This window comes from Oenococcus oeni (assembly GCF_020510245.1).
Lineage (GTDB): Bacteria > Bacillota > Bacilli > Lactobacillales > Lactobacillaceae > Oenococcus > Oenococcus oeni.
Window position 1 is genome coordinate 442367 of the sequence record NZ_CP084701.1, and the last position, 26420, is coordinate 468786.

29 protein-coding genes are annotated in these 26420 nt (G+C 37.5%); all 29 read left to right on the forward strand.

Annotation, left to right across the window (positions count from 1 at the left end; genetic code table 11):
• The 29 genes from J3U91_RS02225 to J3U91_RS02365 all read left to right on the forward strand — a co-directional run bounded on the left by J3U91_RS02225 (position 1) and on the right by J3U91_RS02365 (position 26418).
• Positions 1–573, forward strand: a complete 573-nt coding sequence (locus tag J3U91_RS02225; protein WP_002819766.1) for a hypothetical protein — start codon at positions 1–3, stop codon at positions 571–573.
• Entirely contained in the window at positions 554–1351 is a 798-nt protein-coding gene (locus tag J3U91_RS02230) for a bifunctional DNA primase/polymerase (protein WP_002819763.1), read from the forward strand. The genes J3U91_RS02225 and J3U91_RS02230 overlap by 20 nt, the downstream gene beginning before the upstream one ends.
• The gene (locus tag J3U91_RS02235; RefSeq protein WP_002819760.1) at positions 1332–2618 is read left to right on the forward strand and encodes a VapE domain-containing protein; all 1287 of its coding nucleotides are present in this window, start codon (positions 1332–1334) and stop codon (positions 2616–2618) included. The genes J3U91_RS02230 and J3U91_RS02235 overlap by 20 nt, the downstream gene beginning before the upstream one ends.
• Before the next feature lie 153 nt (positions 2619–2771).
• Positions 2772–3128, forward strand: a complete 357-nt coding sequence (locus J3U91_RS02240; RefSeq protein ID WP_002819759.1) for a VRR-NUC domain-containing protein — start codon at positions 2772–2774, stop codon at positions 3126–3128.
• Between the two features lie 112 nt (positions 3129–3240).
• Positions 3241–3735 carry a hypothetical protein gene (locus J3U91_RS02245; RefSeq protein ID WP_002819757.1) on the forward strand — a complete coding sequence of 165 codons (495 nt, stop codon included), beginning with the start codon at positions 3241–3243 and terminating at the stop codon, positions 3733–3735.
• Positions 3736–3866: 131 nt separating this feature from the next.
• Complete coding sequence (locus tag J3U91_RS02250) at positions 3867–4088, forward strand: glutaredoxin domain-containing protein (protein ID WP_002819756.1); 222 nt, start codon at positions 3867–3869, stop codon at positions 4086–4088.
• 41 nt (positions 4089–4129) lie between these two features.
• On the forward strand, positions 4130–4537 hold the full coding sequence (locus tag J3U91_RS02255) for an NUMOD4 domain-containing protein (protein WP_002819755.1): 408 nt from the start codon (positions 4130–4132) through the stop codon (positions 4535–4537).
• A 12-nt stretch (positions 4538–4549) separates the two neighbouring features.
• Positions 4550–4687: a hypothetical protein gene (locus tag J3U91_RS02260; RefSeq protein ID WP_002819754.1), complete on the forward strand. Its 138-nt coding sequence runs from the start codon at positions 4550–4552 to the stop codon at positions 4685–4687.
• Positions 4684–5937 carry a hypothetical protein gene (locus tag J3U91_RS02265; RefSeq protein WP_002819753.1) on the forward strand — a complete coding sequence of 418 codons (1254 nt, stop codon included), beginning with the start codon at positions 4684–4686 and terminating at the stop codon, positions 5935–5937. Before J3U91_RS02260 ends, J3U91_RS02265 begins: the two co-directional genes overlap by 4 nt.
• A gap of 57 nt (positions 5938–5994) precedes the next feature.
• Entirely contained in the window at positions 5995–6243 is a 249-nt protein-coding gene (locus J3U91_RS02270; RefSeq protein WP_002819752.1) for a hypothetical protein, read from the forward strand.
• Positions 6240–6488: a hypothetical protein gene (locus J3U91_RS02275; protein ID WP_002819751.1), complete on the forward strand. Its 249-nt coding sequence runs from the start codon at positions 6240–6242 to the stop codon at positions 6486–6488. The genes J3U91_RS02270 and J3U91_RS02275 overlap by 4 nt, the downstream gene beginning before the upstream one ends.
• Before the next feature lie 111 nt (positions 6489–6599).
• A complete protein-coding gene (locus J3U91_RS02280) occupies positions 6600–7019 on the forward strand; it encodes an HNH endonuclease (protein ID WP_002826680.1) in 420 nt (139 codons plus the stop codon).
• Positions 7020–7325: 306 nt separating this feature from the next.
• On the forward strand, positions 7326–7784 hold the full coding sequence (locus J3U91_RS02285; RefSeq protein ID WP_075703676.1) for a phage terminase small subunit P27 family: 459 nt from the start codon (positions 7326–7328) through the stop codon (positions 7782–7784).
• Positions 7785–7797: 13 nt separating this feature from the next.
• Positions 7798–9720, forward strand: a complete 1923-nt coding sequence (locus tag J3U91_RS02290) for a terminase TerL endonuclease subunit (protein WP_002819748.1) — start codon at positions 7798–7800, stop codon at positions 9718–9720.
• A complete protein-coding gene (locus J3U91_RS02295; protein WP_002826679.1) occupies positions 9710–9904 on the forward strand; it encodes a DUF1056 family protein in 195 nt (64 codons plus the stop codon). Before J3U91_RS02290 ends, J3U91_RS02295 begins: the two co-directional genes overlap by 11 nt.
• Positions 9904–11073, forward strand: a complete 1170-nt coding sequence (locus J3U91_RS02300; RefSeq protein WP_002819746.1) for a phage portal protein — start codon at positions 9904–9906, stop codon at positions 11071–11073. Before J3U91_RS02295 ends, J3U91_RS02300 begins: the two co-directional genes overlap by 1 nt.
• Positions 11066–11836: a head maturation protease, ClpP-related gene (locus tag J3U91_RS02305; protein WP_002819745.1), complete on the forward strand. Its 771-nt coding sequence runs from the start codon at positions 11066–11068 to the stop codon at positions 11834–11836. The genes J3U91_RS02300 and J3U91_RS02305 overlap by 8 nt, the downstream gene beginning before the upstream one ends.
• 12 nt (positions 11837–11848) lie before the next feature.
• The gene (locus J3U91_RS02310; protein WP_002819744.1) at positions 11849–13090 is read left to right on the forward strand and encodes a phage major capsid protein; all 1242 of its coding nucleotides are present in this window, start codon (positions 11849–11851) and stop codon (positions 13088–13090) included.
• 68 nt (positions 13091–13158) lie between these two features.
• Positions 13159–13506: a head-tail connector protein gene (locus tag J3U91_RS02315; RefSeq protein ID WP_002819743.1), complete on the forward strand. Its 348-nt coding sequence runs from the start codon at positions 13159–13161 to the stop codon at positions 13504–13506.
• Complete coding sequence (locus J3U91_RS02320) at positions 13496–13687, forward strand: hypothetical protein (RefSeq protein ID WP_002819741.1); 192 nt, start codon at positions 13496–13498, stop codon at positions 13685–13687. The genes J3U91_RS02315 and J3U91_RS02320 overlap by 11 nt, the downstream gene beginning before the upstream one ends.
• Positions 13680–14045, forward strand: a complete 366-nt coding sequence (locus J3U91_RS02325) for a phage head closure protein (protein WP_002819740.1) — start codon at positions 13680–13682, stop codon at positions 14043–14045. The genes J3U91_RS02320 and J3U91_RS02325 overlap by 8 nt, the downstream gene beginning before the upstream one ends.
• Positions 14038–14454, forward strand: a complete 417-nt coding sequence (locus tag J3U91_RS02330) for an HK97 gp10 family phage protein (RefSeq protein WP_002819739.1) — start codon at positions 14038–14040, stop codon at positions 14452–14454. Before J3U91_RS02325 ends, J3U91_RS02330 begins: the two co-directional genes overlap by 8 nt.
• Entirely contained in the window at positions 14451–14831 is a 381-nt protein-coding gene (locus J3U91_RS02335; protein WP_002826678.1) for a DUF806 family protein, read from the forward strand. The genes J3U91_RS02330 and J3U91_RS02335 overlap by 4 nt, the downstream gene beginning before the upstream one ends.
• Positions 14831–15436 carry a phage tail protein gene (locus J3U91_RS02340; RefSeq protein ID WP_002819738.1) on the forward strand — a complete coding sequence of 202 codons (606 nt, stop codon included), beginning with the start codon at positions 14831–14833 and terminating at the stop codon, positions 15434–15436. The genes J3U91_RS02335 and J3U91_RS02340 overlap by 1 nt, the downstream gene beginning before the upstream one ends.
• A gap of 107 nt (positions 15437–15543) precedes the next feature.
• On the forward strand, positions 15544–15882 hold the full coding sequence (locus tag J3U91_RS02345; protein ID WP_002819737.1) for a phage tail tube assembly chaperone: 339 nt from the start codon (positions 15544–15546) through the stop codon (positions 15880–15882).
• Between the two features lie 26 nt (positions 15883–15908).
• Positions 15909–16088, forward strand: coding sequence for a hypothetical protein (locus tag J3U91_RS02350; RefSeq protein ID WP_002819736.1), 180 nt, complete (start codon positions 15909–15911; stop codon positions 16086–16088).
• 14 nt (positions 16089–16102) lie between these two features.
• Positions 16103–19759 carry a tape measure protein gene (locus tag J3U91_RS02355; protein ID WP_002819735.1) on the forward strand — a complete coding sequence of 1219 codons (3657 nt, stop codon included), beginning with the start codon at positions 16103–16105 and terminating at the stop codon, positions 19757–19759.
• Positions 19760–20485, forward strand: coding sequence for a hypothetical protein (locus tag J3U91_RS02360; protein ID WP_002819734.1), 726 nt, complete (start codon positions 19760–19762; stop codon positions 20483–20485).
• On the forward strand, positions 20485–26418 hold the full coding sequence (locus tag J3U91_RS02365) for a phage tail spike protein (RefSeq protein WP_002819733.1): 5934 nt from the start codon (positions 20485–20487) through the stop codon (positions 26416–26418). Before J3U91_RS02360 ends, J3U91_RS02365 begins: the two co-directional genes overlap by 1 nt.
• Positions 26419–26420: the final 2 nt, after the last annotated feature.

Below are 26420 nucleotides of genomic sequence, written 5' to 3' on the forward strand. Positions count from 1 at the left end.
ATGAGTTTACAAGACATTATGAAAGACCTAGAAAACTTTGATCCAGCAAAGGATAAAGTCCAAACATTTGCAGGATTGCCAACCGGCAACTATAAAGTGGCATTAGAAAGTGTAGCTTATCAGATTCCTAATACCGATCAGAATTTCAACCCTTACAACAAAATTGTCTTTGAAGTCTTAGACGGTGATTATGCAGGCCGAAAAGAAAATATGCAATTAGGCTTCGAAGAAAAAACACCAAGCGGCAAACCGGTACCAGACTTCGCACTTGATAAAAACGCCAGAACCTTAATCAAGCTTTATTACGTTTTGGGAATCAAATTCACATTAGAAGCATCCGAGTTCGTTGACGGCAATAAGATAGTTGACCAATTAACACCAGCAGTCGGAACAAAACTATTGCTTAATTTGAATGTTCGTCCGAATAAGAAAAATCCAGATTATCCATATCGTAATTACGACTTCGACAAAATCGAAGAATCAGAACCAGTAGCAGCCAAAGAAACGAAAGAAGAATCACCTATAAAAGACACAACTAAAGACGATGTCGACAATGACGATTTACCGTTCTAAAGAAGAATACGCACAAAGATACGCAAAAGCTGGAATGTATGTCTTGCCGGTCGCTAATAAGCACCCGATCATTAAATTCGCAGATCAGCCGGCTTTAACCGAAAGTCAGATACACGATATTTGGGAACAACACCCGAATGCCGATATTGCCGTTAGAACAGTTGATTTCTTCGTAGTTGATATTGATAAACACCAGGATAATAACGGTTTTAAATCCTTAAAAGAATTTAATCATAATGAATATTTCTCAACTACCTTGACCCAGAAAACTGCTCATGGTGGTGCACAGATGTTTTATATGAAACCTAAAGGCATAGAAGTCGAACAGAATATCGGTTGGTTAAAGGGCGTTGATGTTAAAGCACACATCAACAATTATGTTGTGATTGCGCCGTCAGACGGTTATCAATTCGTTAACCACCATAAAATCGTAGAAGCTTCTAAAGAGTTATTGAGAGCTATCAAGCCGGTTAACAGCCAATACGATATTCCAGAATCCGTGAGAAATAAGTATCACATTACCGAAAAAAGCAAAACGGCCGAATTATTCGAAAGAATCGCTTTTGGTCTCGGTGGTTCGGGTATGAGAAACAACAACCTAACAGAATTAATCGGTGGTTTGTTGTTTCGGGGAGTTGATCCCGATGCAGTTTTACAACTTTGCCGATTGACTAACCAGAACTCGCCACAGCCCTTAGAAGAAAGCGAATTTAATAAAACCTATACATCAATGCTAAAAAAAGAAATGAGGAGAAGAAATGACACTGGAACAACTTAACGAGCAATTTAAAGAGTTCTTAGCTACTAAAAAAGATGTTACTCCGTCTCCGATTCCTGGTTTGGTCATGTATAAGGACGGAAGAATTAAGGCTAGTTCGTTAGTTAATATCGAAAAGCTGTTAGAACATGATTTCAAGGATTCAATTAAATTCAATGATTTTACCCAGGACATTCAAAACACGGCCTTAATCAGATTGGATACTTACACCTTTTATATTCAAAAGCTCGATGATGACTTTTTAAATCAATTAAGAAGCTATCTAGATAGTCATTATGGTGTCCTGTTTGCTTCGGATCTGATCTTTACAGCGATTAGCAATGTCGCACACAGAAACAAATTCAATCCGGTTGTCGACTACTTTAATTTAGCTCATAAGGTTTGGGACGGAAAAGATCGTTTTTCGACACTGTTTCCGGATTTTCTCGGAGTTGATAAAACACCTGTTACAACAATGATTACAAAAATTTGGCTTACCGGTGCTGTAGCGAAAGTCTTTGAACAAAAATTCAAGTTCGATTATGTTTTGGATTTAGTTGGCAGCCAGGGAGCTGGCAAAACATCCTTGCTTGAAAAATTGTCTTTTGGCTATTACACACAATCGGTTCAAGACTTCACTAATAAAGATTATTTTTCGATGATGCTAAAAGCCTTAATCGTTAACGATGATGAGATGAAAGCAACTAGAAAAGCCGGTTTCGATGAATTGAAGTCATTTATTACGGCAACTGAATTAGAGTTCAGGCAAGCTTATGCGAGAACGGTTGGTACTTATTCAAAACATTTCGTAATTGCTAGAACAACTAACGAAATGACTTATTTAAAAGATAAGACAGGTGAGCGCCGCTTTATGCCTTTACTGGCTCACAAAGAAAAAGCTAAATATCATGCTTGGGAAGATACACAAGAACAAACCGACTATATTCAACAGGTTTGGGGTCAAGCGATGGACGTTTATCGAGAATATTTAGAAGGCGAGTTTAGCTTTCAGCTTACTAAAGAGCAAGAAGACATGTTGGCCGAGCAAAGAGAATCGTTTATGTATGTGGATGAAGTCGAATCGAGAGTAGATGAGTTCTTACAAGAAACATCAAATAATTTCGTTTCTTTGGAACAAATTGGCGCTGCTATAGGTGAAATGGATTTATTAAAGAATAGGCGAGTTGCTTCACAACTAAAAAACATTATGGATAACAAAAAGCAATGGAAATATGGTCAAAAAGAAATAGGAGGTATTAGAAAGAGAGGATATTTAAAAATTACGTGAGTTACGTGAGTAGGCTAAATCGCTCAACCGTGCACGTCTACCCCTATATACTCATATACTCCTTCTAACAAAGTGTAGAAGTATATGTATATATATAGGGAAAGGTGAGAAATTTACGTGAGCGTGAGTAAAATCCTTTCTTATTAAAAAAATATGTCAGAACATTCAATACAAGACGATGTTCGAGTAGCTTTATCAAAATATGGCTACAAAGTTTTTAGAACAGCAGCCGGAAAAATAAAAATGTTGGCCGGTGGTTATTTTGATCCAGGAATGCCGAACGGCTGGCCGGATTTAACTGGTTTCAATCCTGTAGATCACACGATTTTCTTTATTGAAATGAAGTCACCTATTGGAAAACCTAGAGACGATCAAATAACATTTCATAAATTTTTAAAAAAATACGGTGTCTGTCATGGCATCGCTAGAAGTCCGGAAGACGCTATAAAAATTGTTCAAGGGCAGTTATGTGGTTATGGATTCGAAAAATATGATAGGGAGGAAAAATGACACGACCAATTATTGTTAAGCAAACTCCAATGGTGCCAGGAGACGAAGAAAACCTAGTAGAAATTGGCGAAGTTGTTGATGACAAAGCAATTATTAATATGAAAGGATAAATATGTATAAGCAAAGTAGTTTGTTCCCTGGCATCGATGAAAAATCAACTGCTCAAAAGGTTTACGAATTTCTTGAAAATACTTATCAACGCCAGAAGGACAAAGTATTTATGCTTGACCCAAGTCGTTTAAAAGCTGTTCGTTTATCTGCAGATAAAGTGGATTCAAGTCCTGCACACAATACGACCGAAGATCAGGAAATTCGCTACTTAGATGCTAAGACAGATATTGACATTGTTAAATGGTCGATGCAGGTATTGAACAACCATTACGGCGGCAGGATTTTACAAATGCGTTATATAGACGCTTACGGAATAAATACCGATGTTTCAGTGGCAAGAAATTTAAACATGATTACAAAAGATAGTAACTGTTATGTTGATGTACCAAGTAAAACCTATTGGAATAAAAAAAGACGTGAAGCTGTGATATTCGCACAACAATATGACATTTATATGGTTGAAGATCGAAAGAAATTAGAAGTATTGAGCGAATGAATAATAATTAAGCTTTATTAGGCACTATTAACCAAAATGACAGTATAATGACCCTAAAGCGATAGTATTGTGATAGCATAATGACACTAAATAGGGGTTAATATTATAGAGTACGAAAGATTAAGAGAGATATGAAAGTTAATATTTATACGAAGGATATGTGTCCGCAATGCAAAGCTACTAAGCGCTGGCTTAACGAACACAATATCGATTATCAGGAAATTAACACAACGAACGATCAAAACGCCATTAACCATTTAAAAAGAATTGGTGTTGAAAGGTTGCCGTTCGTTGTTACTGATAAAGGCAATTTAACAGGGTTTCAACCCGCAGTATTAGAAAAGCTAGTCTAACGACCGGCTTTTTATTTTGTCTTAAAAAGGAAAATATGTGAATGGAAATTTGGAGAGATATAAAAGGATATGAAGGATTGTATCAAGTTAGCAATCTTGGCAGAGTTAAAAGCTTGGGCAGAATTGATAATTTAGGTAGGCATTGGAAACAGAGAATATTAAGAGGCGGCCTTGATAAAGATGGATATTTAATTACGATTTTGCGTAAAAATATAAAGTCTGAATGTTTTAAAGTTCATAGACTGGTTGCACAAGCATTTCTTCAAAACTATGAAAATTTGCCACAAATAAATCATATTGACGAAAACAAAGAAAATAATCGAGTAGAAAACCTAGAGTGGTGTACAGCTAAATACAATTCTAATTTCGGTACTAGAAAAGAAAGATATGGAACGCGGGATATCGCTATTCGAATTAGAGCGAGAAACGAACATAGATTAACTGCTTAAAATGGAGATTTTATGAACAAACTAGAGCAAGAAAATTCAGCTTTGCATTTCGAAAATGCACGGCTTAAAACAAAATTACATATTCATTTCTGGTCTGGCTTGTTTATTGGCTGGTTATTGTCCTTTGTCTTCGGGTGGCTACTTTCATGAAGTGGACACCAGAATTATTAGCCACTGTTAAGGACTTATGTCATCAAGGCTATACGAATGCACAGATTGCCGACAAGCTCACACAAAGCGGGAATTATGTGACAAAAAGCGGTGTTAAACATATTGCCACTAAACATGCCTTTGATCGTGGTGGCCGTGTAAGTGGTGATAATGGACTGATTAAACCTAAAAATGTAACGTCACAAGATGGCAAAGAAGATTTTCAATCAAAAGCAGATTATGACGAAAACGGAAATATCAATAATCTTGATTTCAGTTTGAAGTTTGCTGATTTTCAACACCGTTCTAAGAAATCGCCTAAAGATATTTTAAAGTTTGGTGGCTATAAGCCGTCTGAATGGACGCTGTCAAATGTGACTAATAATGATTGGTCGGTGACTAATTCCGATGGCCTGACGATGTGGAATCACCAAATTAAGTTTTCAGCCAAACCTAAAACGTCTACAGACTTATCAATTGATGAATTAATCAGCTTGTTTAATGAAAAGATTGAGCCAGTCAAAGTTATTAAATCTAATGTGCATGGCAAGAATAATTTAGTGATTGCCTGTTCTGATTTTCATTTCGGGATTACAAAGTTTAAAGATGTTGAAAATCGTTTAGTTGAATTGATTGATTTAATTCATCGTGGTTGGAAACAGATTGTTATTACTCAATTAGGCGATCTATTACATTCGGATGCTTTAAATGCTTCTAAGACAACTAAAGGAACCGAATTAGATCCGATTGATTTTGTACAAGCTGTTAGAGATGCAGAACGTTTTATTTTCCCGATTATTGAAGAATCGTATAAATACTCTGATTCAATGCAGATGTTTAACATCAACGGCAATCATGACGAAACAACCAGTTTTATGTTTCAAGAGATGTTAAGGGCTAAATATCCGGAAATGGATATAAAAGTCAATAACAGTTATCGAGAAGCTTTTGTTGTTGGTAAGTCAGTCGGCTTATTAGCTTTGCACGGTCATGCTGCTAAAACCAAAGCGCCGATGCTGTTTGCGACTGAATATCCTGATATCTGGTCTAAATCAACTTATCGCATGGTTCTATACGGTCACTTTCATAAAGAAGTAGTTAATGACGACTTTGGTGTAGTTGAACATCAAGTCGGAACCTTTAAGAAAACTGATCCTTATGAAAGCAAAAATGGTTATACGATGGCAACCAAGAAGATGGAATGCTTCGAGTTCGATGACCAAACGTTAAAGGATATTCATTATATATAGAAGGAAAACTATAAACCAGACGAAAGCTGTCATGTCGGTAAACTCAGCATACATATTATGAATAAACAAATTAAACAATTGAATAAATATCGACCATTAATATTCGTTGATGTGTATGGCAAGGATCATTCGATTGTGGACATCAAAGAATTCTATTTATATAACCAGAGCTTGAATTGTTATTGTTCTGGTTTTTTATATGGCCAAGCAGAATTAACAAACGTGCCAACAAAGATTAACGAAGTTGAATTACAAGCAGCAATTAGAAACGGATTCAATTGTGATGAAAGGTGGGTGATTAAATGATTGTTCCATTTAATAATAACGATGATGCTTCATCCCCAAACAAGTACGAACATGTTCAGGTTCGCTTTAATAATTTGAATGAACCAGAAGTATTTGTTGATGGCATTAAAAAAGAAATCGAATACATTAGTTACGAATACAATCGTGACAAAACTGTTGGTCAACCACGGTGGATTGATATTGAATACCTTGATCACGGTGAAGTTAAAAAGATATACAAAGACAATTCGAAAAGGATTGAGTGAATGCCAGCAGTACGAACATGTAGATACCCAAATTGTCATAACCTAGTTACCATTGATCATTATTATTGTGAACAACACCGAGCATTAGAAGCTGATTATTTAAAGTCACGCATGAAATATCATGGCACACACGAGCGTGGTTATTCACGTCATTATAATGCGATCAATCGGCATGCTAACAAAATCAAAGACGCACAAGAAAAGTTTTATCACAGCAAACAATGGCAAGGGTTAAGACGAGTCGTCTTAGATAAGCAACATTATCTTTGCCAGTATTGTTTATCCGAAGGTCGAGTAAAGCCAGCAAAGATTGTTGATCATTGTGTGCCGATTACATTTGATCCAAGCAAAGCAGATGATGCTGATAATCTTGATGTGATTTGTCCTGAATGCCATTACAAAAAGGATAAGTTCGAATCGGTTTACTATGGTTCAAGTGATGGCGTAGGACGCAACGATGTTGATCCAATTACGGAAGTGAAGCTAGTTGATTATTACATGAATCATCTCGATCAAATACCAAAAGCGTAGGGAAATCCAACCGGTCTTAAGTTACCCTCATTTAGATTTTAAAGATAGTTTTAATCGTTTAAAAATTGCGTTTTCAGAGCGTTAAAAATTTTAAATATAAAATACCGAATACGCTAAAAAAATTTACCCCCGCCCATGTTTGGCTTCAGGAAGAGCGCACACATTGGGGACATTTCATGTCAAAACAAGATTTTTAAAACTTTTTTATAGGGGGGTCTATCAACGCCTAAGCCATGCGGTTAAGGCGTTTTTGTTTATGAAAATAGCTCAAAACTACTGCTTATTCCAACCCTAAAACGAAAGAAGGTGACCATCATTACAAAAATTAAAGATTTACCTGACGAGCCACCTAGTTATTTGACAGGAACAGCAAGATACATGTGGCGAAGGTTAGTTCCGTTGATAAAATCCGATCCAACAGTTAATGAAATGGACAAAACAATGGTTGAAGCGTTTTGTATCAATTATCAGATGATGCGTGAAGCCTATGATCATATTCATAAAAATGGTGCTTTGAATCCAATCATAAAAACAGTTGTCAATCCAGTCACGGGTAAAATTATTGCTCACGACAGTCTTGGCTTTAAGAGAAATCCTGCCACGCAGATTCTCGATGCTTCAACGGTTAAATTAAAGGCTCTTGGCAGTGAGCTTGGTTTAACGCCTAAAGGGCGTGCAGAGCTTTTAGATTTAAAAATTCCGGAAGATAATTCCGACAAGCCTTCTACTGCCGAGCAGATCAAACAATTCTTAAAAGGTGGCTGATATTTGAAAGGAGATGAGAAAAATCAGAATTGACTTAACAAAAACACATGATGTTATCGGTGCCTATAAATCAATTGATTTTTCCCAGATTCGAAAAGATTATCAAGATCCTGGCACCAAATATGCTTTTGATGTTTTGGATGGTAAATATATAACTGGTTACTACATGAAGCTTGCCTGTTTTCGGCATTTAAGAGATTTGCAAAGACAAGATACAAAAGATTTTCCATATCATTATTCGATTGATGAAGTTAAAGCAATATTGAACTTTGCCGCTCAATGTCCAGAAGTTAAGACTTTAAAACCGGTTAAATTGATGCCTTTTCAGGAGTTCAGTTTGGTTCAATTGATAGGTTGGCGCAGTGAGGGTGGAGACAAGCGTTTTGCCAGAGCGATCATTTCAGAAGCTCGTCATCAAGGAAAAACTTACTTGATGGCAATTATTATCATTTATAGTTTCTTGATTGAATCGCTTGGCCAATCTAGTCAGGATTACTTAGTAACCTCAAAGAATTTTAAGCAGACTAGCAAAATTCTTTCATATGTTAAAACCATGCTTCGATTGATTTTGAATCGCGAACCTTGGAAATCTTTGGGAAAAGAAGATGGTATTAATTTAAAGTCATTAGCTACACAGTCGGACATGGTTGTCATGTCTGAACACGATAATAAATTAAGAGCCATTACTTGGGATTCTGGGCAATATGATGGATTCCATTTCAAAACTGCTATTGGGGATGAATTTGCTGATCCTGCAATTTCCGACGTTGATAAAATTTCTAAAATAACATCAGGGCAGATTGATGTTGATAACAAACAATTTATTCAAATATCAACTGCTTATCCAGATAGTACCGTTCCTTTTCATCGTGACGAGAAGCACATTATTGAATCGATGGAAAAAGATTGGAAACGTGATGGTGATACCTATCTTTGCTTAATTTGGGCAATTGATAACATTAGTGAAACAGAAAAACCTGAAATGTGGATTAAAGCCAATCCGTTATTGGATATGCCAGAAAAGCATGACAAGATGTTACGGGATTTAAAGACCGAAAAGGATGCTGATAGTTTAGCTGGTAACTTATTTGCTTTTCAAAACAAATCATTAAATATTTGGCTGCAGGCTTCGATTGATAGTTACTTGTCCTTAAAGAATGTAGAAGAATCTATTACTCCGAAATTCGATATGCATAATCGAGAAGTTTATATTGGCTTTGATTATTCTCAATTTTCAGATAATACTGCCTTCGGTTTTGTTTTTCCCTATTTTGATCGGAAAGGACAACCAAAATTCTTTCTTTATCAACATTCTTTTATCCCTTGGAACCATTCGGGAAGTATTGAAAATAAGGAACGACAAGACGGAATTGATTATCGAACTTTGGAAAAGATGGGTTTCTGTACAATCACCGAACATAAAGACGGCATTATCAACACTGATCAAGTTTATCAATGGTTGACCAAATTTGTTTTTCAATACCAGTTGAAAGTCCTTTACTTTGGATATGACGAAGCCGGTTCTTATCAGACTGCTAATTTAAAAGATGCATTGTTGGCTAACTATCCTGCTTGGAATATTGAAAATATCAAGCAGTGGCCATCTAATCTAGCTAAACCAACTAAGTATTTACAAGATATGTTTACAACGCATAAGGTTACTCGCTTAGACGATGAAGTTATGGAAAAAGCTTTGCTTAATGCAACCACTGGTTTATCGCCTTTTGGAATTTCAGTTGAAAAGAATCGGGCAACTTTAAAGATTGATGTAGTCGATGCTTTGATAGATGCTTTTTATAAAGGTATGTACCATTTTGACGAGTATTCAGAGTTTAATTCAGATTTAGCCAAGTTTAGCCGTATGGACGAGCAAGAGCAATTAAAGAAGGGAATCGCTAATGGTGCGATAGATCCGGAGTTTTTAGATGATATTTAAGACAATTTTTAACTTAATATGGCGTTATTTTGACGTGATTTGCTTTGTTTTAGCCCTGATATGCATTAATATTGGAGCTTTTTTGTTAATGAAGGCAATTGCCTTAATAACCATTGGCCTTTCATTAGCTTTGATCGGTTGGCTTTCAGAAGTTGTTAATGACGATAAAGGAGGTGGTAAATAATGCCGTTGTTTAACTCGAATTTTCATATCAGGGATTCGACAACTGAATATCCGATAAGTACTTCTCAATGGTCACAAGTTTTAAGTAGCGTTGATCCTTACAGGGGTCACTATATTAGTGCTTGGAAAGCCTTAAGAAATCCTGATATTCAGTCAGCTGTGACTCAATTGGCCGGTGATTTGGGCAGCGCTAAATTAAAAGCCAATATGCCAAGGGCACAAGGAATTTTGGACAATCCTTCTAAATTATCCAATCCAAGAACTTTTTGGGTTACGATGTTTGCTCAAATGATTCTTGGTGGTGAAGCTTTTGCTTATCGATGGCGTAATGCTAATGGTATTGATGACCATTGGGAATATTTAAGGCCGTCTCAAGTACAAATATTTGAGTTATCCGATGGATCTGGACTTGTTTATACGGTTTCTTTTGATGAGCCTGATATTGGTATTGTTGAAAATATACCTTCATCGGATATGATTCACTTTAGATATTTTTCAATGAATGGAATGACGGGCATTAGTCCTTTATATTCATTGCTTACTACTTTAAATATTAAAAAGCAGTCTGATCAATTAACAATTAAAGCTTTGTCTCAATCAGTTGTAGCAAGCAGCGTTCTTTCAGAACCAACAAGAGTTAGTGATAAATATGCTTTGGGACGTGCTAAGACTTTAAAAAAGCAATTAGAAAGTGCTGATGGTATTCCTGTAGTATTGATGCCCGAAGAAACATTTACTCCTTTAGAAATGAAGTCGAATATTGCTAATTTATTAGGACAAGTTGATTGGACATCAACACAGATTGCTAAAGCTTTTCAGATTCCCGATTCATATTTGAACGGTCAAGGAGATCAACAATCTTCAATTACTGATATTTCTGGTTTATATGCCAACACTTTGAATCGTGATATGAATATGGTTTTAAGTGAATTGAATTGGCAATTGTCAGCCAATATCGCAGCTGATATTAGACAGGCAATCGACCCGCTTGGAAACAATTACGCAACTGCATTATTAGGCAGCAAAAATCTTAGTGCCGATCAAGTTTCCTTTGCGTTGCAACAAAATGGCTATTTACCTAGCGGCATGCCAAAAGCTCCAGTTGCAACTTCGACCACAACTACAAGCGTGGCAAACAATCCGCCACAGGAAGGAGAAGACGATGACTAAACAAGTCGATATTAAAGCAGATATTTTAGATGATAGTGATGTTGGTGATATTGCATTCTATGATTTTTTTGGAATAAATTATTTCACTCCTTCACAATTAGAAGATGTTTTAAATTCCGCTGCTTCTGGTGAAGATATTCAGTTGAATATTAATTCAAATGGCGGTGACGTTTCAGCAGCAAGCACGATTTATTCAATGCTTAAAGCATATCAAGGAAAAGTTAACGTGTTTATTCAAGGCATGGCAGCTTCTGCAGCTTCTGTTATTGCAATGGCAGGTGACAAAGTTTCAATGTCGCCAACTGCTCAATTAATGATTCATAAATGTTTAGCTGGTGTTAGCGATCCTCTTAATTCTGACCAATTGCGACAAATTGCTGCACAGAATGACAGCGTTGATCTTGGAATTGCTAATGCGTATATGGCTAAAACCGGTATGAATCAAAGCGATTTACTTCAATTAATGAGCAATCAAACTTTTATGGATGCTAAAACAGCTGCAGATAAAGGTTTTGTCGATGAAGTTGCATTTGCCGGAGACAAAACGGGAATCGCTGATAAAGCGCCTGTTTTTTCTAATTCAATCTCTAAAATGCCTTCTAAAAAAGTTGTCGAAAAGTTTAATTTGCTAGTCGGCAAAGCAAAGGCTTTCGACAAATTAGAAACAAATTCATCTGGCGAAGAAAAGAAATCAGATGATGAACAACAAAATAAAAAAATCGATAAGAGCGAACTCAAAAGAGAGTTGGCTCTTTTATTTTAAGGAGATTTACACATGGATTTAAATAAATTGAATCAGGCTTTCACTGACGCTGGCCAGCAAGTTTCTGATGCACAAGACGCACGTCAAAAGATGGTCTTTGAAAACATCGCAGAACCAGGTAAGCACTCAGATAAAGAATTATCTGATCTCAAAAATAAAATTGATAACTTAGTTGCTACTCGTGATGCAGCTAAAGACGTTTTGGAAGACGCGCGTAAAAATGCTGTTGTCTTGCCGCCAAAAGATGGTAAAGATAAAGAATCTAATTTAAACAATTCTGATAAGAAAAATAACAAAAAACTTGATTTTGTTAAAAACGTTCGTGGCTTGATAAGGGGCGATCATAAAGTTCTAGACATGGCTACCTCATCGACTGATGAATCTGGCAACGCTATTGGTTTAGTTATCCCACAAGATATTCAAACAGCCATCCATACTTTGGTTCGTCAGTATGATGCTTTACAACAATATGTCAATGTTGAAAACGTTACAACGCAAACCGGTTCACGTGTTTATGAGAAGTGGACTGACGTTACACCTCTTGCTGAAATTACTGAAGAAGGTGCAACTATCGGCAATAATGATGATCCCGATTTACAAACTGTCAAGTATATTATTCGGCGCTTCGCTGGAATTACAACCGCTACAAATTCGCTTCTTAGTGATTCTGATCAGAATGTCTTGGCATGGTTGGAAAGCTGGATTTCTAAGAAAGTCGTTGTTACTCGTAACGCTGCCATCATCACAGTGTTTAATGCTTTGCCTAATAAGCCAACCCTTGCAAAGTATGATGACATTCTTGACTTGACTTATACCGGAATTGACCCAGCTATCCAAAGCACAGCCTTCTTCTTGACTAACGTTTCAGGTTGCAATGCTTTGCATAAGGTTAAGAACGCTGACGGAGATTATCTGTTGCAGCCAAACCCACAAAATCCAATGGAAATGTTGATGAATGGTAAACAAATTAAAATGGTGGCTGATCGCTGGCTTCCATCTGCCGGAACAACTGCTGCTCCTGTATTCCCACTATATTATGGGGACGCTAAGCAGGCTGTTACTTTGTTTGATCGTCAAAATATGTCGTTGCTTTCAACTAACATCGGTGCTGGATCTTTTGAAACTGATACAACTAAGATTCGTGTTATTGATCGCTTTGATGTTAAGCCAACCGATACTGATGCCTTTGTTGCCGCTTCGTTCTCTGCAATTGCTGATCAGCCGGCTAAGATCGTGGTTCAATCTGCAAGTTGATTATTTTTATAGCGACTAAGGCTTAAAACTTACGAACAGGGTGAAAAGCCTGTTAGAAAGGGATATTTATGACGGTTGAATTAGCGGATTTAAAAATTTCTCTACGTGTTGACATTGATACGGATAATGACATACTTCAAAGCTACATCGATTCTGCTGTTGCCTTTCTTAAAAATGCAATTGGTGCAGATGATGCCAATAATACTTTTTATTCACGTTCGGACGTTTCTCCGTTATTTGATACGGCCACACTTGCTCTTGCCGGCGCATATTATTCAAATAGAAGTGCATTGACAAATATTTCTGCTGTTCCTGTTCCTTTGGTTTCTGATAATATCATCGATCAATTACGAATGATATGGGAAGATTGGCAATTATCTCTAGAAACAACCACGGGTGATAATGATGGCGATTAATTTTTTGAATTTCAACAAAAGAGCAGATATTGGTGATTATGACGATGCTAGAAATCCTTATACCGGAATTGACCCAGCCATCCAAAGCACGGCCTTCTTCTTAACTAACCAAAGCGGTTGCAATGCTTTGTCTTATCAGTTTCTTTTAAATAACTTGCGTTGGAAGGTGCTAAATGACTAGATTATTTAAACCTTCCGATTTGAATAAGCGTGGTCAGTTTGGAGAATATGACACAGTTATTAATCCGAATACAGGTGGCGAAGAAGATGGTTTTACTGCTTCTTTTTCTCGCTGGTATGCCGTTCGTACCCGTTCTATGAATCAGACTTATCAAATTTACGGAACGGATTTACAAGACACAGTCGATATTGTTGTTAGACATGATCCGAGTATTAAACCGCCTTTGTTATTCCAGGATAATCAGGGTAAACAATACGATATAGTTTCCGTCTCACCAGGTGAGACTAGTAATCCGAACGCCTTTGATATTTTGACTTTAAAAGCCACAGTCCGGAAAGGAACGAATAAAAATGGTTAGTATTGTTGATTTAGGTGATTGGGCTGACAATCTCGAAAAAGCTTATAAACTTTCTGCTGCTGAACAAGCAAAGATAACTAAGGCCGGTGCTGATGTTTTAAAAAAGAATATTGCCGAATATTTGAGATCACACCATTATTACAATCGCAAAACTGGAGATGATCCGCATTTAGCTGATTCAGTGATTGATGAAGCTACTAATATTTCGGGAGAGACTGACGGGACTTCAATTGTTGGATTTTCGAATAAAAAAGCCTATATCGCACGCTTTTTAAATGATGGAACTAAATTCATTAAGGGTGATGATTACTTAGACAAGGTTCGAAACGCTTGTTTAAATGAGATATTCAAGGCTGAAAATGCCGAATATCAAAAGATATTAAAAGAAAAGGGGGTTAGTGGCGTATGAGTTCTGTATCTGATGCAGTGGCAATTATTAAAACCACTAATCTTACCTGGATAGATAACATCTATCCTTTTGTAATACCTAAAGGGCATTTAAACGATATTGATTCAACTGATTGTTTAGTAACTGAAAATGAAAATTTACCAGCCACTTACGGCAATGACGATTTTTCAGAAATACATCAAGGCGTAGAAATACGTCTTTTTTATTCGCATCATTTCAATCAGGACGCAGACGCTTGTGAAGTTGCTTTGTTAAAAGCCTTCATACACAACAACTGGTTTATTGATAATTCTGACGCACGTTATACAGACCCCGATACCGGTCAGGCTATTAAAGCCATATACGTATCACATAACAAATTATTAGGAGGTAGCTAATGGCTACAGTAGGTTTAAAACTCGTTCAACTTGCGCTTGTTGGTCCGGACGGAAAAATATTAACTGATGCAACAAAAGGGTTGTCAGCCAACGGTGTTTATGCTGTTGACTCTGGCGTATTCAGTGCTAAGACAGCTAACATTACTGGTCTTGAAGCGGCTTCAACCAAGGTGTACGGCAACAACCGCGTTGTTGATTTACAGCACACAAAAGGCGATTCTTCAGTTGCTTTGGATTTTAATGCTTTGCCGCATGATATTTTGATGAAGATTTTGGGTCAAGTATCTGATGGTAAAGGTGGCTATACACAAGGCGACAAGCCAAAAGTCGCCATGTTGATTACAACAGATGCCCTTGCAGAAGATGGACAGGTTTATTTCGGATTCCGTCAAGGCGAGATTATCAATCCCGACTTTAATAACGGGACTGATACGACAACGGATACACGGAATGATGACAACTTGACTTATTCACCATTGGACAATCCCGACTGGAATAATAATCCTGGTAAGCTTTGGTATTCAAACGAAACAGGCTTCACACAAGATATTATGTTGGCTGATGTGTTTCAAGGCTATGCTGCAGCTGCTCAATCAGCAGGCTAATTAAATATTGGAATATCCGAAAGGGTGTTCTTAAAGGCTATGCAACCATTCTCCGTTGGGTAGCCGTTAAGAGCATCTTTTTTTCATGCTCAATTAAAGGAGAAGAAATGAAAATCACATTTAAAGAATTTCAGGAAGAACCGTTTGAAATTAAAACGACCAACCGTAACATGCGCCGAGCAATTAACTTGCAATTGGCTGCCAGCAAAATTGACGATACCAAAGGCAAAGATTTGCTTCAAATATCCAAAGACACAATGGCTTTTTTTGATACAGAGAAAGCCTTTTTTGTTGATATTCTCGGCTTGAATGATGATCAAGCTGAAGCGTTTGAAGACTTAGACTTTGGTCACACAATGGAAATGCTCGGATATTTGATTGTCAAAATGCAGAACAATGGTCAAGCGGATAGTGTCCCAGAAACCAAATCATCAGCAAAAAAATAACGACACCCAAACAACGGGTGTATGAAATGACCAATGAACTTGAAGATTTTGATTTGTTTGCCAAAAACGCACTGACAAATCTTCATTGGTCATTAGATGAATTTTATGAAACTGATTATTTTGAATTAATCACTGTTTTAAATGCCAAAGAAAAGAAAGAACGTGTGGTTGATCCTTTGGAACTGTTCAAATCATTTAATCATTGAGAAAGGAGCAAGTAATGGCAGATATTAGTAGAGATGCAGCCAATAAAGTAACTTTAGATACTGCTTCAGCGGTTCAATCTATCAAATCTTTACGGTCTGAAATAGCGTCAAATACGGCTGCATGGAAAGCCAATGAAGCAATCTTAAAGCAGTCAGGTGATTCATTAAAAGCTGCTGAAACACGCTATGACGGCTTATCCGGCGCTGTTAAAAAGCAGCAAGATGTTTTAAGCGCTTTAAAAACCGCAATGGATCAGGAAGCTCAAACCACTTCCAAAAATTCTAAAGAATATCAGAATTTACAGACCCAATATGATCGTGCACAGTCAAAGCTTGTTTCTCTAACTAGTCAACAAGACAAAGCCAAACAATCGCTGGACTATCAACAGTCTGGTATTGCCAAACTCAATGACGAGATTAAGCAGTCTGAATCAGTGACCAACTCTTTTGTTGAGCGTTTGAAGGCAGAGGGTGACACAGCCGGTGCTACGAAGGCTAAAATTAGTGGTTTAACCGATCAATCAGGTAAGTTAAAAGATTTATATAGCAAGCAAGTAGACGAGTTAAACAAGCTAAAATCAGCCGAAGGAGATAATTCCGAAGCCATTCGTAAGCAGACTATTCGTGTCAATGAAACGGCTACTAAAATAGCTCATGCTACCAGCGAAATGAAGGATTTGCGAGAGCAATCTGATAAACGTTCTAACAATAATTTGTTAGATGGCATTTCTAGTAAATTAACTACTGTTTCAGACAAAACAGAAAAAGCGTCCCATTTATTTTCCACGATTGTTGGAGCACATTTAGTCGCTTCTGGTATTACTAATGCCTTTCAAGCTATTACCAACCATATTCGAGATGCCATTGACACAGGCTTGGAATATGAACAAGACCAGCAAAAAATGGGTGCTGTCTGGCTTACTTTGACAGGCTCAAGTGGCTCTGCTTCTGCCATGGTCAAGACGATTAATGATTTATCAGTTAAAACAGGTCAGGCTACAGATACGGTCAATGAGCTTGAGCAAGGATTTTATCACTTGCATTCTAGCAAAACTGAATCAGATGAAATGACTAAGTCAATGCTGAATATGGCTGATGCCGTTGGCTTGAATAGTCAACAAATACAATCAGTCACGCAAGATATGGTTAATGGCTTATCTCGTGGTAAAGCCAACGCTGGGATGTTAAATCAAATTAGCCAATACTTCCCGATGTTTCGTGAAAACTTGGCTAAGTACGAAAACGATGTACACCATAGCTCAAATATTACAACTGCCGACTTAACCACAATGGCTAAACAAGGCAAGATATCTGCTCAAGATATTGAAAATGTTTTTAATCAGCTGGGCTCTGGTAAGTACGACAAAGCCGCTTCCAATATGCTTGCAACCATGGTTGGTATGTCACGAACGATTAAAGCCCGTGTTCCAGCCCTAATTGGTGATATTGAAAAACCATTAATGACGGCAGAAAACCCTATTTATGGCGCTATTTCTAAATGGGTATCTGATAAAAAAGTTGATACAGAGTTTTCAAAGGTTGGCAACTCTGCAGAAAAGGGCATTAGTACGATTACTAAAGCCTTTGCTAAAGCATTCAATATCAAATCTGTTCCTAGCGCTTTAAACGGTTTAATGAATGGATTGGCAAAGGGAATTACCAGTCTTTCTGATAATATTGCCAAACACGCAGGAGATATCAAACAGTTTTTTACAGCTGTTAAACAGGGGTCATCAACAAGCTTTAAAATTTTTCTTCAAGTCCTCAAAGATTTGTTGCCTGTGCTTAAAGTGGTTGGATCGGAAATTGCTAAACACCCGAAATTAGTTGCTGGTTTTATTAGCAGCTTTATTATTGCCAATAAAACCGCCAAATTATTTAATGGCACGATTGGGCTTCTCGGAAGAACAATCAGTGGAACTATGGGGATGTTTGTTAAGAAAAGTGCAGATGGTGTCAGATCACTTACTTTATTAGGAAGCGCTGTTAAATTTCTATTTACTAATCCATTTGGTATTGCGATTACAGCCATAGCTGCATTAGTAGCTGGCTTTGTTATTTTGTACAAGCACAATGCTAAGTTCCGTGCTTTTGTCAACGGTATTATCAAGGCCGCTGCTGATTTAGCTAAAAATGTTATCAAATGGTTTTCCGACATGTTCCATGATATTTCATCTGGACTAAGCTCTTTTGGCAAAACCTTTTCCAAAATTTGGAATGGGATTACTCAACCATTCAGAGACGCTGGCCATAGCGCTTTTAAATATGTTCACGATCAGTTCAAGCTTTATACAGACCTAATTTCCAATGTCTTTAAGCTCTTTAAAGATGTGTTTACAGGCAACTGGAAGAACTTGGGTAAAGATGTCAAAAATATTTGGTCTGGTCTTTGGAAAGATATTAAAGGCATTGTTAAAGACGCTATTAATGGCGTGATTGGCATTATTAATGACGGAATTGGTGCAATCGATAGTGTTATCCATGACTTCGGTGGTAAAAAACATGCCATTGGTTTAATTCCTAAGTTTGCCAAAGGCACACAAAACGGTGCGCCAAAAGGTTTGGCCATGGTCAATGATGGTGCTGGTCAAGAAGCCATTATTGATAAACAGCAGAATGTGCATATTCTAAAGGGAAAGAACCAGCTCGTTAACTTTGAAGGTGGCGAAACGGTTGTTCCTTATGAAGCGTCAAAGTCCATGTTTGGCGGGCTGGTTAGCCACTTTGCTTCTGGTACTGGAAATTGGCTGTCAGCAGTCGGAAGCTGGTTTAAAGACAAATGGGATGCTTTAACGACCTTTATCAAAGATCCGTTGAGTGCTGTTGGAAAAGTCATGACGAAAGCCATGAGCAGCACACTAGGTGGCGCTTCCGCTTTGGTTAGTTCGATTACGCCAGCCTTGGGTAAAGGCTTGGTTAATGGAATTTCCGATCCGATCAAAAAATTGTTCGAATCATTGAAATCCAAACACGATGATGAATCATCTAATCCTTCTGGCACCAGCATTACTCGTTGGACTGCCGATGTTAAACGGGCTTTGAAAGCTAACGGCTTGTCAACAAGTGCTTCAATGGTCAGCAAAGTCTTACGCCAGATTCAAACCGAATCTGGTGGTAATCCAACGGTTACTCAACATGGTTACACGGACATTAACACGATTTCCGGAAATCTTGCCAAAGGTTTGATGCAGGTTATTCCAACAACCTTTAATGCCTATGCTTTTGCTGGCCATAAGAATATTTTTAACGGATATGACAACTTGTTAGCCGCTTTGGCTTATGCCAAAAACCGTTATGGCTCATCACTTAGTTACTTAGGCCAAGGTCATGGTTATGCCAATGGTGGCTTAATTTCGACTCATGGTTTATATGAAATTTCCGAAAATAATCGGCCAGAATTCGTTGTCCCAACTGATAATCCATCTCGTGCCAGAGATTTGTTGAATCAAGCTAGTCAAATGTCTGGTAATGGTTCAATATCTGCGACAGATAATTCCAAAATGGAGTCATTGCTTAGCCAAAATAATCAATTGACAGGATTGGTTACTAATTTGCTTGAAGCAATATTGGGGGAAACAAAGAAAAATAGCGAACAAAAAACCAGTGTTAATTATCGAAAAATTAATCAAGCACTCGGACAAATTAATTTGCAGACATCGAGGGGGCTTTAAATGACTGAAAGAATTATGACTTGGAACGGTATTAGTTCTGATAACTTTAATGTGTTTTTTTTAGCAGACGCTATTACTTTTTCCAAGCCGGAAAGAGACCTCACTCAAATTGAAATACCTGGAAGAGATGGATATGTCACAATTGACAACGAAAGATTAAAACCCGTTTCACAAAATTTTGATCTAGTATTTTTGCGGAAAATGTCTGATACAAAGTCAATTACAGATTACATTAATGCAATTACTAATTGGCTTTTTTCAACTAATAGCTGGTCACAATTGGAACTTGATTTATTCCCTGATTATTTTTTCAGGGCTATGATTCAGTCTGGTTTTGACATAATAAAGACTAATGCTTTATCTGGAAATTTTACTGTTCCGTTTCTTCTTTACCCCTATAAATTTCTCAAGTCTGGTCAAACACAAATAGCTGCCAGTGCTTCGCTAACGAATCCAACTGCTTACTCGGCTTCGCCTATTTATACAATTACAGGTTCTGGAAACGGATCCTTAACGATCAATGGTATCGGTATGGGCTTTCAAAATGTGAATGGCGGGCTGGTTATCGATATTGAAAAACAAACTGTAATGGATTTGAATGGTCAACCAGCTTATTCAACGATGACTAGCGAAGTATTTCCAATCTTAAAGTCAGGATTGAACACATTATCTTGGACAAGCGGTTGGTCTGTACAACTAGTTCCTAACTGGAAGGAGGTGATTTAATGGCAGTTTTATATGAGTCCGGAACAGCTGTTTCACAAGCGGTCGGTGGTGGACTTGGTTTTCTATCTGATGCTGTTGGCATACAAGTCACGAATTCCGTTAATGGCGAATTTTATTTAGAAATGCTTTATCCAAACGATAGTCTGTTATCTAAGGAATTGCTTGAGAATCGTTTAATCAAAGCTGACGCTGGTACTTCATTGAAGAACCAGCTTTTTATTATCAAAAAAGTTCAGCGATTTAATGATGGCAGTCAATCTTTGCAAACGTCAAGCGGATCAAGTGTTTCTATTCCGACTGGAATTTATGTTTATGCCGAACAAGTTGGTTTGAGTCTGACTAAAGATATTTCTTTAAAACAGCCAACAGTCACTATCAATAGCCAAGACGCAACTGGCGCTTTAACTGTTTGGAAGAATAATTTAGCTATTAATACACCTTTTGTGGTTGATTCCGACATTGCTACTCAAAATTCTACTGCCTTCACACTGGCTGATTTTCAGCATGCTAGTGACGCTTTAGCTGGTACAACAGGATCCATTCTTGATGTCTGGGGTGGTGAATATAAATTTGATAATTACCATATCAGTCTTTTACAGAGGATGGGAAAAACTGTTAACGGTATTCTGTCTTATGGACGAAATATTCAAACGATTGAACAAGAATCTGATATATCTACGATTTATAATTCCATCATTCCATATGCGACAGTTTCTCAACCATCTGGTGATAGTAGTGTTGATATTATTCACGTCTTATCTGGTAGTGATTATATTCAAGCGGGTAGTTATGCCAATCAATATCCTTATCCAATCACGTTGCCCGTTGATTTCTCTGACCAGTTCTATGCGTCTGACGCTAGTGCTGATGAGAAACAAGGTAAATACGCTTATTCCGACGCCCAATTAAAAGCATTGGCGCAAAAATATTTATCTGATAACGAAGTTGGAAAGCCAACTGCCAATATGACAGTAACGGCTATTGATTTATCGAAGTCACTTGAATATCAAGGAACGAACGAGCAACCAATCGAATTAGGCGATATTGTCCCAACGAACTATGAACCGCTGGCAATTAGTGGTACAGCAGAAGTCACACAAACTATTTGGGATGACATTACTAAACAATACGTTGAATATACGTTTGGCCAAAAACAGACGTTGACTAGCGCAATGGTTAGTATTGCTGATAATGCAGTTAGCGGTGTACAAAAACAAGTCACGGCAATTAATACGATTATCAATGGTTTGGGACAACCTGATTCATACTCTGGCGACCCTACAGCTGGTTACCCTGCTGATCCAGTTTTAGGGCAAAAGTTCTTCTTAACAGATGGTAATAACCAATACATTTATCAATATTCCTATGACGACGCGACTGGCACGTACTATTGGAAAGAATTAGTCAGCACTTATACCAGTCAGGAAATAGATAATAAAGTTTCTTCTGTTGTTTCTGACGCCAAATCCTACACTGATGACTTGAATGATTCTCTTACTCCGCAAATAGCTGCTATTGACAGTCAAGCATCTAATGCTGTTGTTGGTGCACAAACCGCTAATAATAACGTTAATTCACTTTCTTCAGCTACGGATATTTCCACAAGCCAAGCTAATTCAAATGCCAGTCAGGCTATAAATCAAGCATCTGAAGCAATCTTGGCGGCAAGTAATGCCAATGTATCGGTTAGCTCTTTGTCTGGAGAGTTAACTACAAATAAAACTGCTATTGCAAGTAATGCGCAGGTAATTGCTACCAAAGCAGATCAAACAACAGTAAATTCTTTAGGTTCACAGGTTGGTTCTCAATCTACGTTGCTAGCTCAAACTGCTAGTGAAGTAGCGTTAAAAGCTGATTCAGCCGCCGTCAGTTCATTAAGTGGGCAAGTTTCAGAGAATTCAGCCCAAATTGCAGTCAATGCTAACTCTATTCAAGACACTGTTACTAGTATTAACAACCTCCAAATTGGTGGAAGAAACCTCGTGCTTGGAACTTCAAATGCAATAAATGTTCTTAATGACTCAAATGGTTCATGGACACAAAGCACTAGTGGCTTAGTTTCGTCAATTTATGGACAAAGTGATCAATTAACAGTAAGTTTCTTTATTACTTTAGTTAATCAGACTTCCATGCCTAAATTCCGGCTTAATTTTACCAATAAGTGGGGTAATGACAATCAGACAACAGCTGGAGCTTCCATATATTCATTTGATTCCGTATGGACAATCAGGCAAATATCCGACACAGAGTATTTTATGTCAGCTCCATTTCTTGTTAATTTTTCATCAAATGGGATACCTAGTCGCATAGATTTTGTTGCTCAAGAAAATGGTATTCCTAACTCTGGTTTTAATATTACTAGTTTTAAGGTAGAAGAAGGCAACAAGCCAACAGCTTGGTCACCGGCTCCGGAAGACATGGCTACAGAAGCTGATCTCTTAATAACCTCTAGTGAAGTAGCAACAAAAGTATCGGAAGCCGACTTCTCAACCTACCAAACTCAGACTGCGAGTGCTATAGCGGCTAAGGTATCTAACGATTCATTTGCTAGTTACCAGCAACAAGTGGCTGACGGATTTAGTCAGACTGTTTCAACAAGCACGTTTAATACATTACAAACACAAGTCAATAATCTTGGGCAAACCAACCTAATTGCGAACTCTGACTTTAATCCCGATACCGGTGGATGGATTACATGGAAAAATGCAACACTTGGGACAGTTTTAAGCAATCTGCATAATGTTAGTGGGAAAAATGTTATGGAAATAACTGCTTCTACTACTGGAATTGGTCCAAGAGTAATTTCACAACCTATTCCTATTAATTCTTTGAATAGTACAACTTCTCCAACGGTATCGCTAAGCTTTGCATATTATGTATTCACAGGTTCTACTAATTATTTCCAAATTCAATATCTTGATGACGCTGGTACCGATATGGGATATGCCGGAGCAGTTGCTTTATCTGGAAGTGGTTGGCAAGCCTACGTATTACAAAATATAACTTTGACAATACCTACTGGTGCAACTCATATAGCTTTGCTATTTGATGCTCGTGCTAATGGAAAACTTGGTATTGCAATGCCTATGCTTGTTAATGGCTCTACTATAGGATCATATGTTCCCGGTCCTTATGTGGGCCAAACGACAGCTCAAACATCTGCCATGAGTACTATTAACCAAGATCTCACATCAATAACAGATTTTGTTACTGACGGTAATGGAAACATGGGTACTGGTCTATTGACTGCTTTAGAAGCAACTACACTTATGCAAGGATTAGATGGGACGAAATCGATCATGTCTCAAACAAGTGCCGCTTGGACGGTTGCCTTGCAAAATACTGGTGCGCCAAATCTTTTAGCCAATACTTCGGACATGACGGATTTAACCGGTTGGGGTAGTTCTACTGCAAATGATGTTTCTATAGTTGAGCATTCCTTTTATGCTAATGGCACTAGAAACCTATTTAAACTATCAACATCAGGAATTGGTGAAGTTTATTTAACCAGCGATCGCATTCCTTTAATTGGAGGCGCTACGTATACGGTCCAGTTAAAAGCCTTCCATAATAGTGCTCAGACATCAATGGATATTTTCCTATTGACGCGTTCAGCTAGTTCCACGAATGCTTATGACCATGCACAATCTAAGCAAAATCTTGTTCCAAGTGTATCGGCGATTAATGAATATACAGTAACCATTACAGTTCCTGCAGATGTTGCTTCTGGCTATGTACGAATTGATAATAATGGTTCTAGTACATCCGGAACTAGCGCAGATTTATATGTAACCGAAATAAAGTTGGCTCAAGAATCAATCGCAAGTCCTTATTCATCAAAACCAATTGATGGTAATAGCTTATTGGCACAAATCAATGTGCAAGCAGGCACGACACTTATCCAAAACGATAAAATATATTTGAACGCTTCTTCGATTGTTTTTGGCGGCACTGCATTTATAAACGATGCCATGGTTACTGATTTATCGGCTTCTAAACTTACCGCTGGAACGATTGACGCAAGCAAAATTACCGTTATTAATTTGGACGCCAATAATATTTCGGCTAATGCCTCAGCATTCTTTACCACACAATGGCAAAGCAACTATGGACAATATCTATCCATAACTGCTTCTGAAATAGACTTTATTACTTCTTCTAATACTGCCAAAATAAATTCAAGTGGTTTTACAGTTTATCAAGGCAGTGGACAATTTGGATTCAACGTTACCAAATGGGGCGATTCATCAGGGGGCACAACATCTTCATATGGAACTTATATGGGGACTTATACATCGAATGGATTCTTAGCATTTACCGGTAATGGAATTGGAAGTACTTTAGTCTGGATGGATTCTGGCATGTCCAAAGGGAGCCAGGTGGGCGAACTTGGCGCTTGGAACTTCTACCGTGATGTTTTAATTGCCCCTGATGCTTCTAACACTAATCAATCAAGGCAATTGTCATTCTTTGGTACTAATTATGGTATCAAAGCCGATAACCAACATTCATCATTAAACTTCTATACACAAAATCATTTCTGGTTCAGCCATAAAATTGTTGTTAACGGTTCGGTAGCTTCTACTTCACTACTTTCTCTAAAAACAATTATTGGAGAAATGGGAACAACCGAAGCTATTGACGATATTTTAGCAACAGATATAGAAAAATATTATTTCAATGATGATCCAGACCAAGTTATCCAACTGTCTCCGATTATTGATGATGTAAATACAACTCCTAAATATTCGATACCAGCCATTATCAACAACGGAGATTCAGTAAATATTTATGCTATGGCTTCGTTGTCATTTCTTGCCATTAAACAATTAGTTGCTGAATTAGGCGATTATACAATTAAAGGAACTACGCTTCTTGATGGTAAAAATGTTAAAGCTAATTCAATGAGCGTCAATTCGCTTGATGCGAATTACATTGCCGTGAATAATGGAATTCTTAATCTTTCATCTAGTGATAAAACTTCTGTGGTTCAAATTAATTCTGGTAGTGTATTGATCCAGCAAAATACGTCCGCTGGAGTTCTTGATGGTCAAATGTTGATCAATGCCTATTCATTCTCTGTATTTTATGGATCAAATTTGATGACCATGGAAGCAGACGGCATCCATATGTTAGACGAAAATAGTTTGTTATATACAAACATTTATAATGGCTATATCGAAATGAGTGCCACGCAATCGTCTACACAAGCGATCAGTGTTGGCGGCTTAATTACGACATATGATTCTACTAATGGCGGCGGAGTATTCTTAATTGCTAATACACCTGGAATGGGTGGAACTACTCATAATTCTTCTTCTGGTAATTATTGGAACGCTGCTAATGTTGGGCTTGCCTATCGCAATTCAACAACTGATGAAAATTCTGTAGGTTTTGCTCTTAGATACAACGTAACTGGCCAAACTATTTATATTAATTCAACTGATGTTGTGTTTTCTAATAGTGCTGGCACAGGAAACGGAAAAATTCACTTTGGTACGGCGGGTTCTGCTTATGGAATACAAGTAGATTCAACTGGTGCTTCTATGAACTTCTATAGTTCTGATCATTTCTGGTTCAGCAAAAAAATTGAAGTTGTAAGCACCACTTATACATCTCTGCTTTCTAAAAAGAATGTTCTTGGAGAATATAAGTATGATGCCTTGAATGAAATTAATAAAACCGATATTAGATTAATCAAATTCAAGTCTCAACCAAACGATAAGGAACATTTAACTGCTATTATTGATGATGTAAACGAGCAAAGTAAATACTATTTGCCGAGCATTATGAAAGATGATGGTGGTGTTGATCTTTACTCTGCCGTTTCTCTAACGTTCTTAGCAATCAAAAAAGAAGATTCCAAAGTTGAGAAACTAAAGAAAAGGGTTAACGAACTTGAAAATCAGGTTAAAATGTTGCAATCAGCTTAAAA

Bases quoted from the DNA above. Each gene is read 5' to 3' on its own strand.
- J3U91_RS02225 (WP_002819766.1), top strand. From the start codon at position 1: ATGAGTTTACAAGACATTATGAAAGACCTAGAAAACTTTGATCCAGCA.
- J3U91_RS02230 (WP_002819763.1), top strand. From the start codon at position 554: ATGACGATTTACCGTTCTAAAGAAGAATACGCACAAAGATACGCAAAA.
- J3U91_RS02235 (WP_002819760.1), top strand. From the start codon at position 1,332: ATGACACTGGAACAACTTAACGAGCAATTTAAAGAGTTCTTAGCTACT.
- J3U91_RS02240 (WP_002819759.1), top strand. From the start codon at position 2,772: ATGTCAGAACATTCAATACAAGACGATGTTCGAGTAGCTTTATCAAAA.
- J3U91_RS02245 (WP_002819757.1), top strand. From the start codon at position 3,241: ATGTATAAGCAAAGTAGTTTGTTCCCTGGCATCGATGAAAAATCAACT.
- J3U91_RS02250 (WP_002819756.1), top strand. From the start codon at position 3,867: ATGAAAGTTAATATTTATACGAAGGATATGTGTCCGCAATGCAAAGCT.
- J3U91_RS02255 (WP_002819755.1), top strand. From the start codon at position 4,130: ATGGAAATTTGGAGAGATATAAAAGGATATGAAGGATTGTATCAAGTT.
- J3U91_RS02260 (WP_002819754.1), top strand. From the start codon at position 4,550: ATGAACAAACTAGAGCAAGAAAATTCAGCTTTGCATTTCGAAAATGCA.
- J3U91_RS02265 (WP_002819753.1), top strand. From the start codon at position 4,684: ATGAAGTGGACACCAGAATTATTAGCCACTGTTAAGGACTTATGTCAT.
- J3U91_RS02270 (WP_002819752.1), top strand. From the start codon at position 5,995: ATGAATAAACAAATTAAACAATTGAATAAATATCGACCATTAATATTC.
- J3U91_RS02275 (WP_002819751.1), top strand. From the start codon at position 6,240: ATGATTGTTCCATTTAATAATAACGATGATGCTTCATCCCCAAACAAG.
- J3U91_RS02280 (WP_002826680.1), top strand. From the start codon at position 6,600: ATGAAATATCATGGCACACACGAGCGTGGTTATTCACGTCATTATAAT.
- J3U91_RS02290 (WP_002819748.1), top strand. From the start codon at position 7,798: ATGAGAAAAATCAGAATTGACTTAACAAAAACACATGATGTTATCGGT.
- J3U91_RS02295 (WP_002826679.1), top strand. From the start codon at position 9,710: ATGATATTTAAGACAATTTTTAACTTAATATGGCGTTATTTTGACGTG.
- J3U91_RS02300 (WP_002819746.1), top strand. From the start codon at position 9,904: ATGCCGTTGTTTAACTCGAATTTTCATATCAGGGATTCGACAACTGAA.
- J3U91_RS02305 (WP_002819745.1), top strand. From the start codon at position 11,066: ATGACTAAACAAGTCGATATTAAAGCAGATATTTTAGATGATAGTGAT.
- J3U91_RS02310 (WP_002819744.1), top strand. From the start codon at position 11,849: ATGGATTTAAATAAATTGAATCAGGCTTTCACTGACGCTGGCCAGCAA.
- J3U91_RS02315 (WP_002819743.1), top strand. From the start codon at position 13,159: ATGACGGTTGAATTAGCGGATTTAAAAATTTCTCTACGTGTTGACATT.
- J3U91_RS02320 (WP_002819741.1), top strand. From the start codon at position 13,496: ATGGCGATTAATTTTTTGAATTTCAACAAAAGAGCAGATATTGGTGAT.
- J3U91_RS02325 (WP_002819740.1), top strand. From the start codon at position 13,680: ATGACTAGATTATTTAAACCTTCCGATTTGAATAAGCGTGGTCAGTTT.
- J3U91_RS02330 (WP_002819739.1), top strand. From the start codon at position 14,038: ATGGTTAGTATTGTTGATTTAGGTGATTGGGCTGACAATCTCGAAAAA.
- J3U91_RS02335 (WP_002826678.1), top strand. From the start codon at position 14,451: ATGAGTTCTGTATCTGATGCAGTGGCAATTATTAAAACCACTAATCTT.
- J3U91_RS02340 (WP_002819738.1), top strand. From the start codon at position 14,831: ATGGCTACAGTAGGTTTAAAACTCGTTCAACTTGCGCTTGTTGGTCCG.
- J3U91_RS02345 (WP_002819737.1), top strand. From the start codon at position 15,544: ATGAAAATCACATTTAAAGAATTTCAGGAAGAACCGTTTGAAATTAAA.
- J3U91_RS02350 (WP_002819736.1), top strand. From the start codon at position 15,909: ATGACCAATGAACTTGAAGATTTTGATTTGTTTGCCAAAAACGCACTG.
- J3U91_RS02355 (WP_002819735.1), top strand. From the start codon at position 16,103: ATGGCAGATATTAGTAGAGATGCAGCCAATAAAGTAACTTTAGATACT.
- J3U91_RS02360 (WP_002819734.1), top strand. From the start codon at position 19,760: ATGACTGAAAGAATTATGACTTGGAACGGTATTAGTTCTGATAACTTT.
- J3U91_RS02365 (WP_002819733.1), top strand. From the start codon at position 20,485: ATGGCAGTTTTATATGAGTCCGGAACAGCTGTTTCACAAGCGGTCGGT.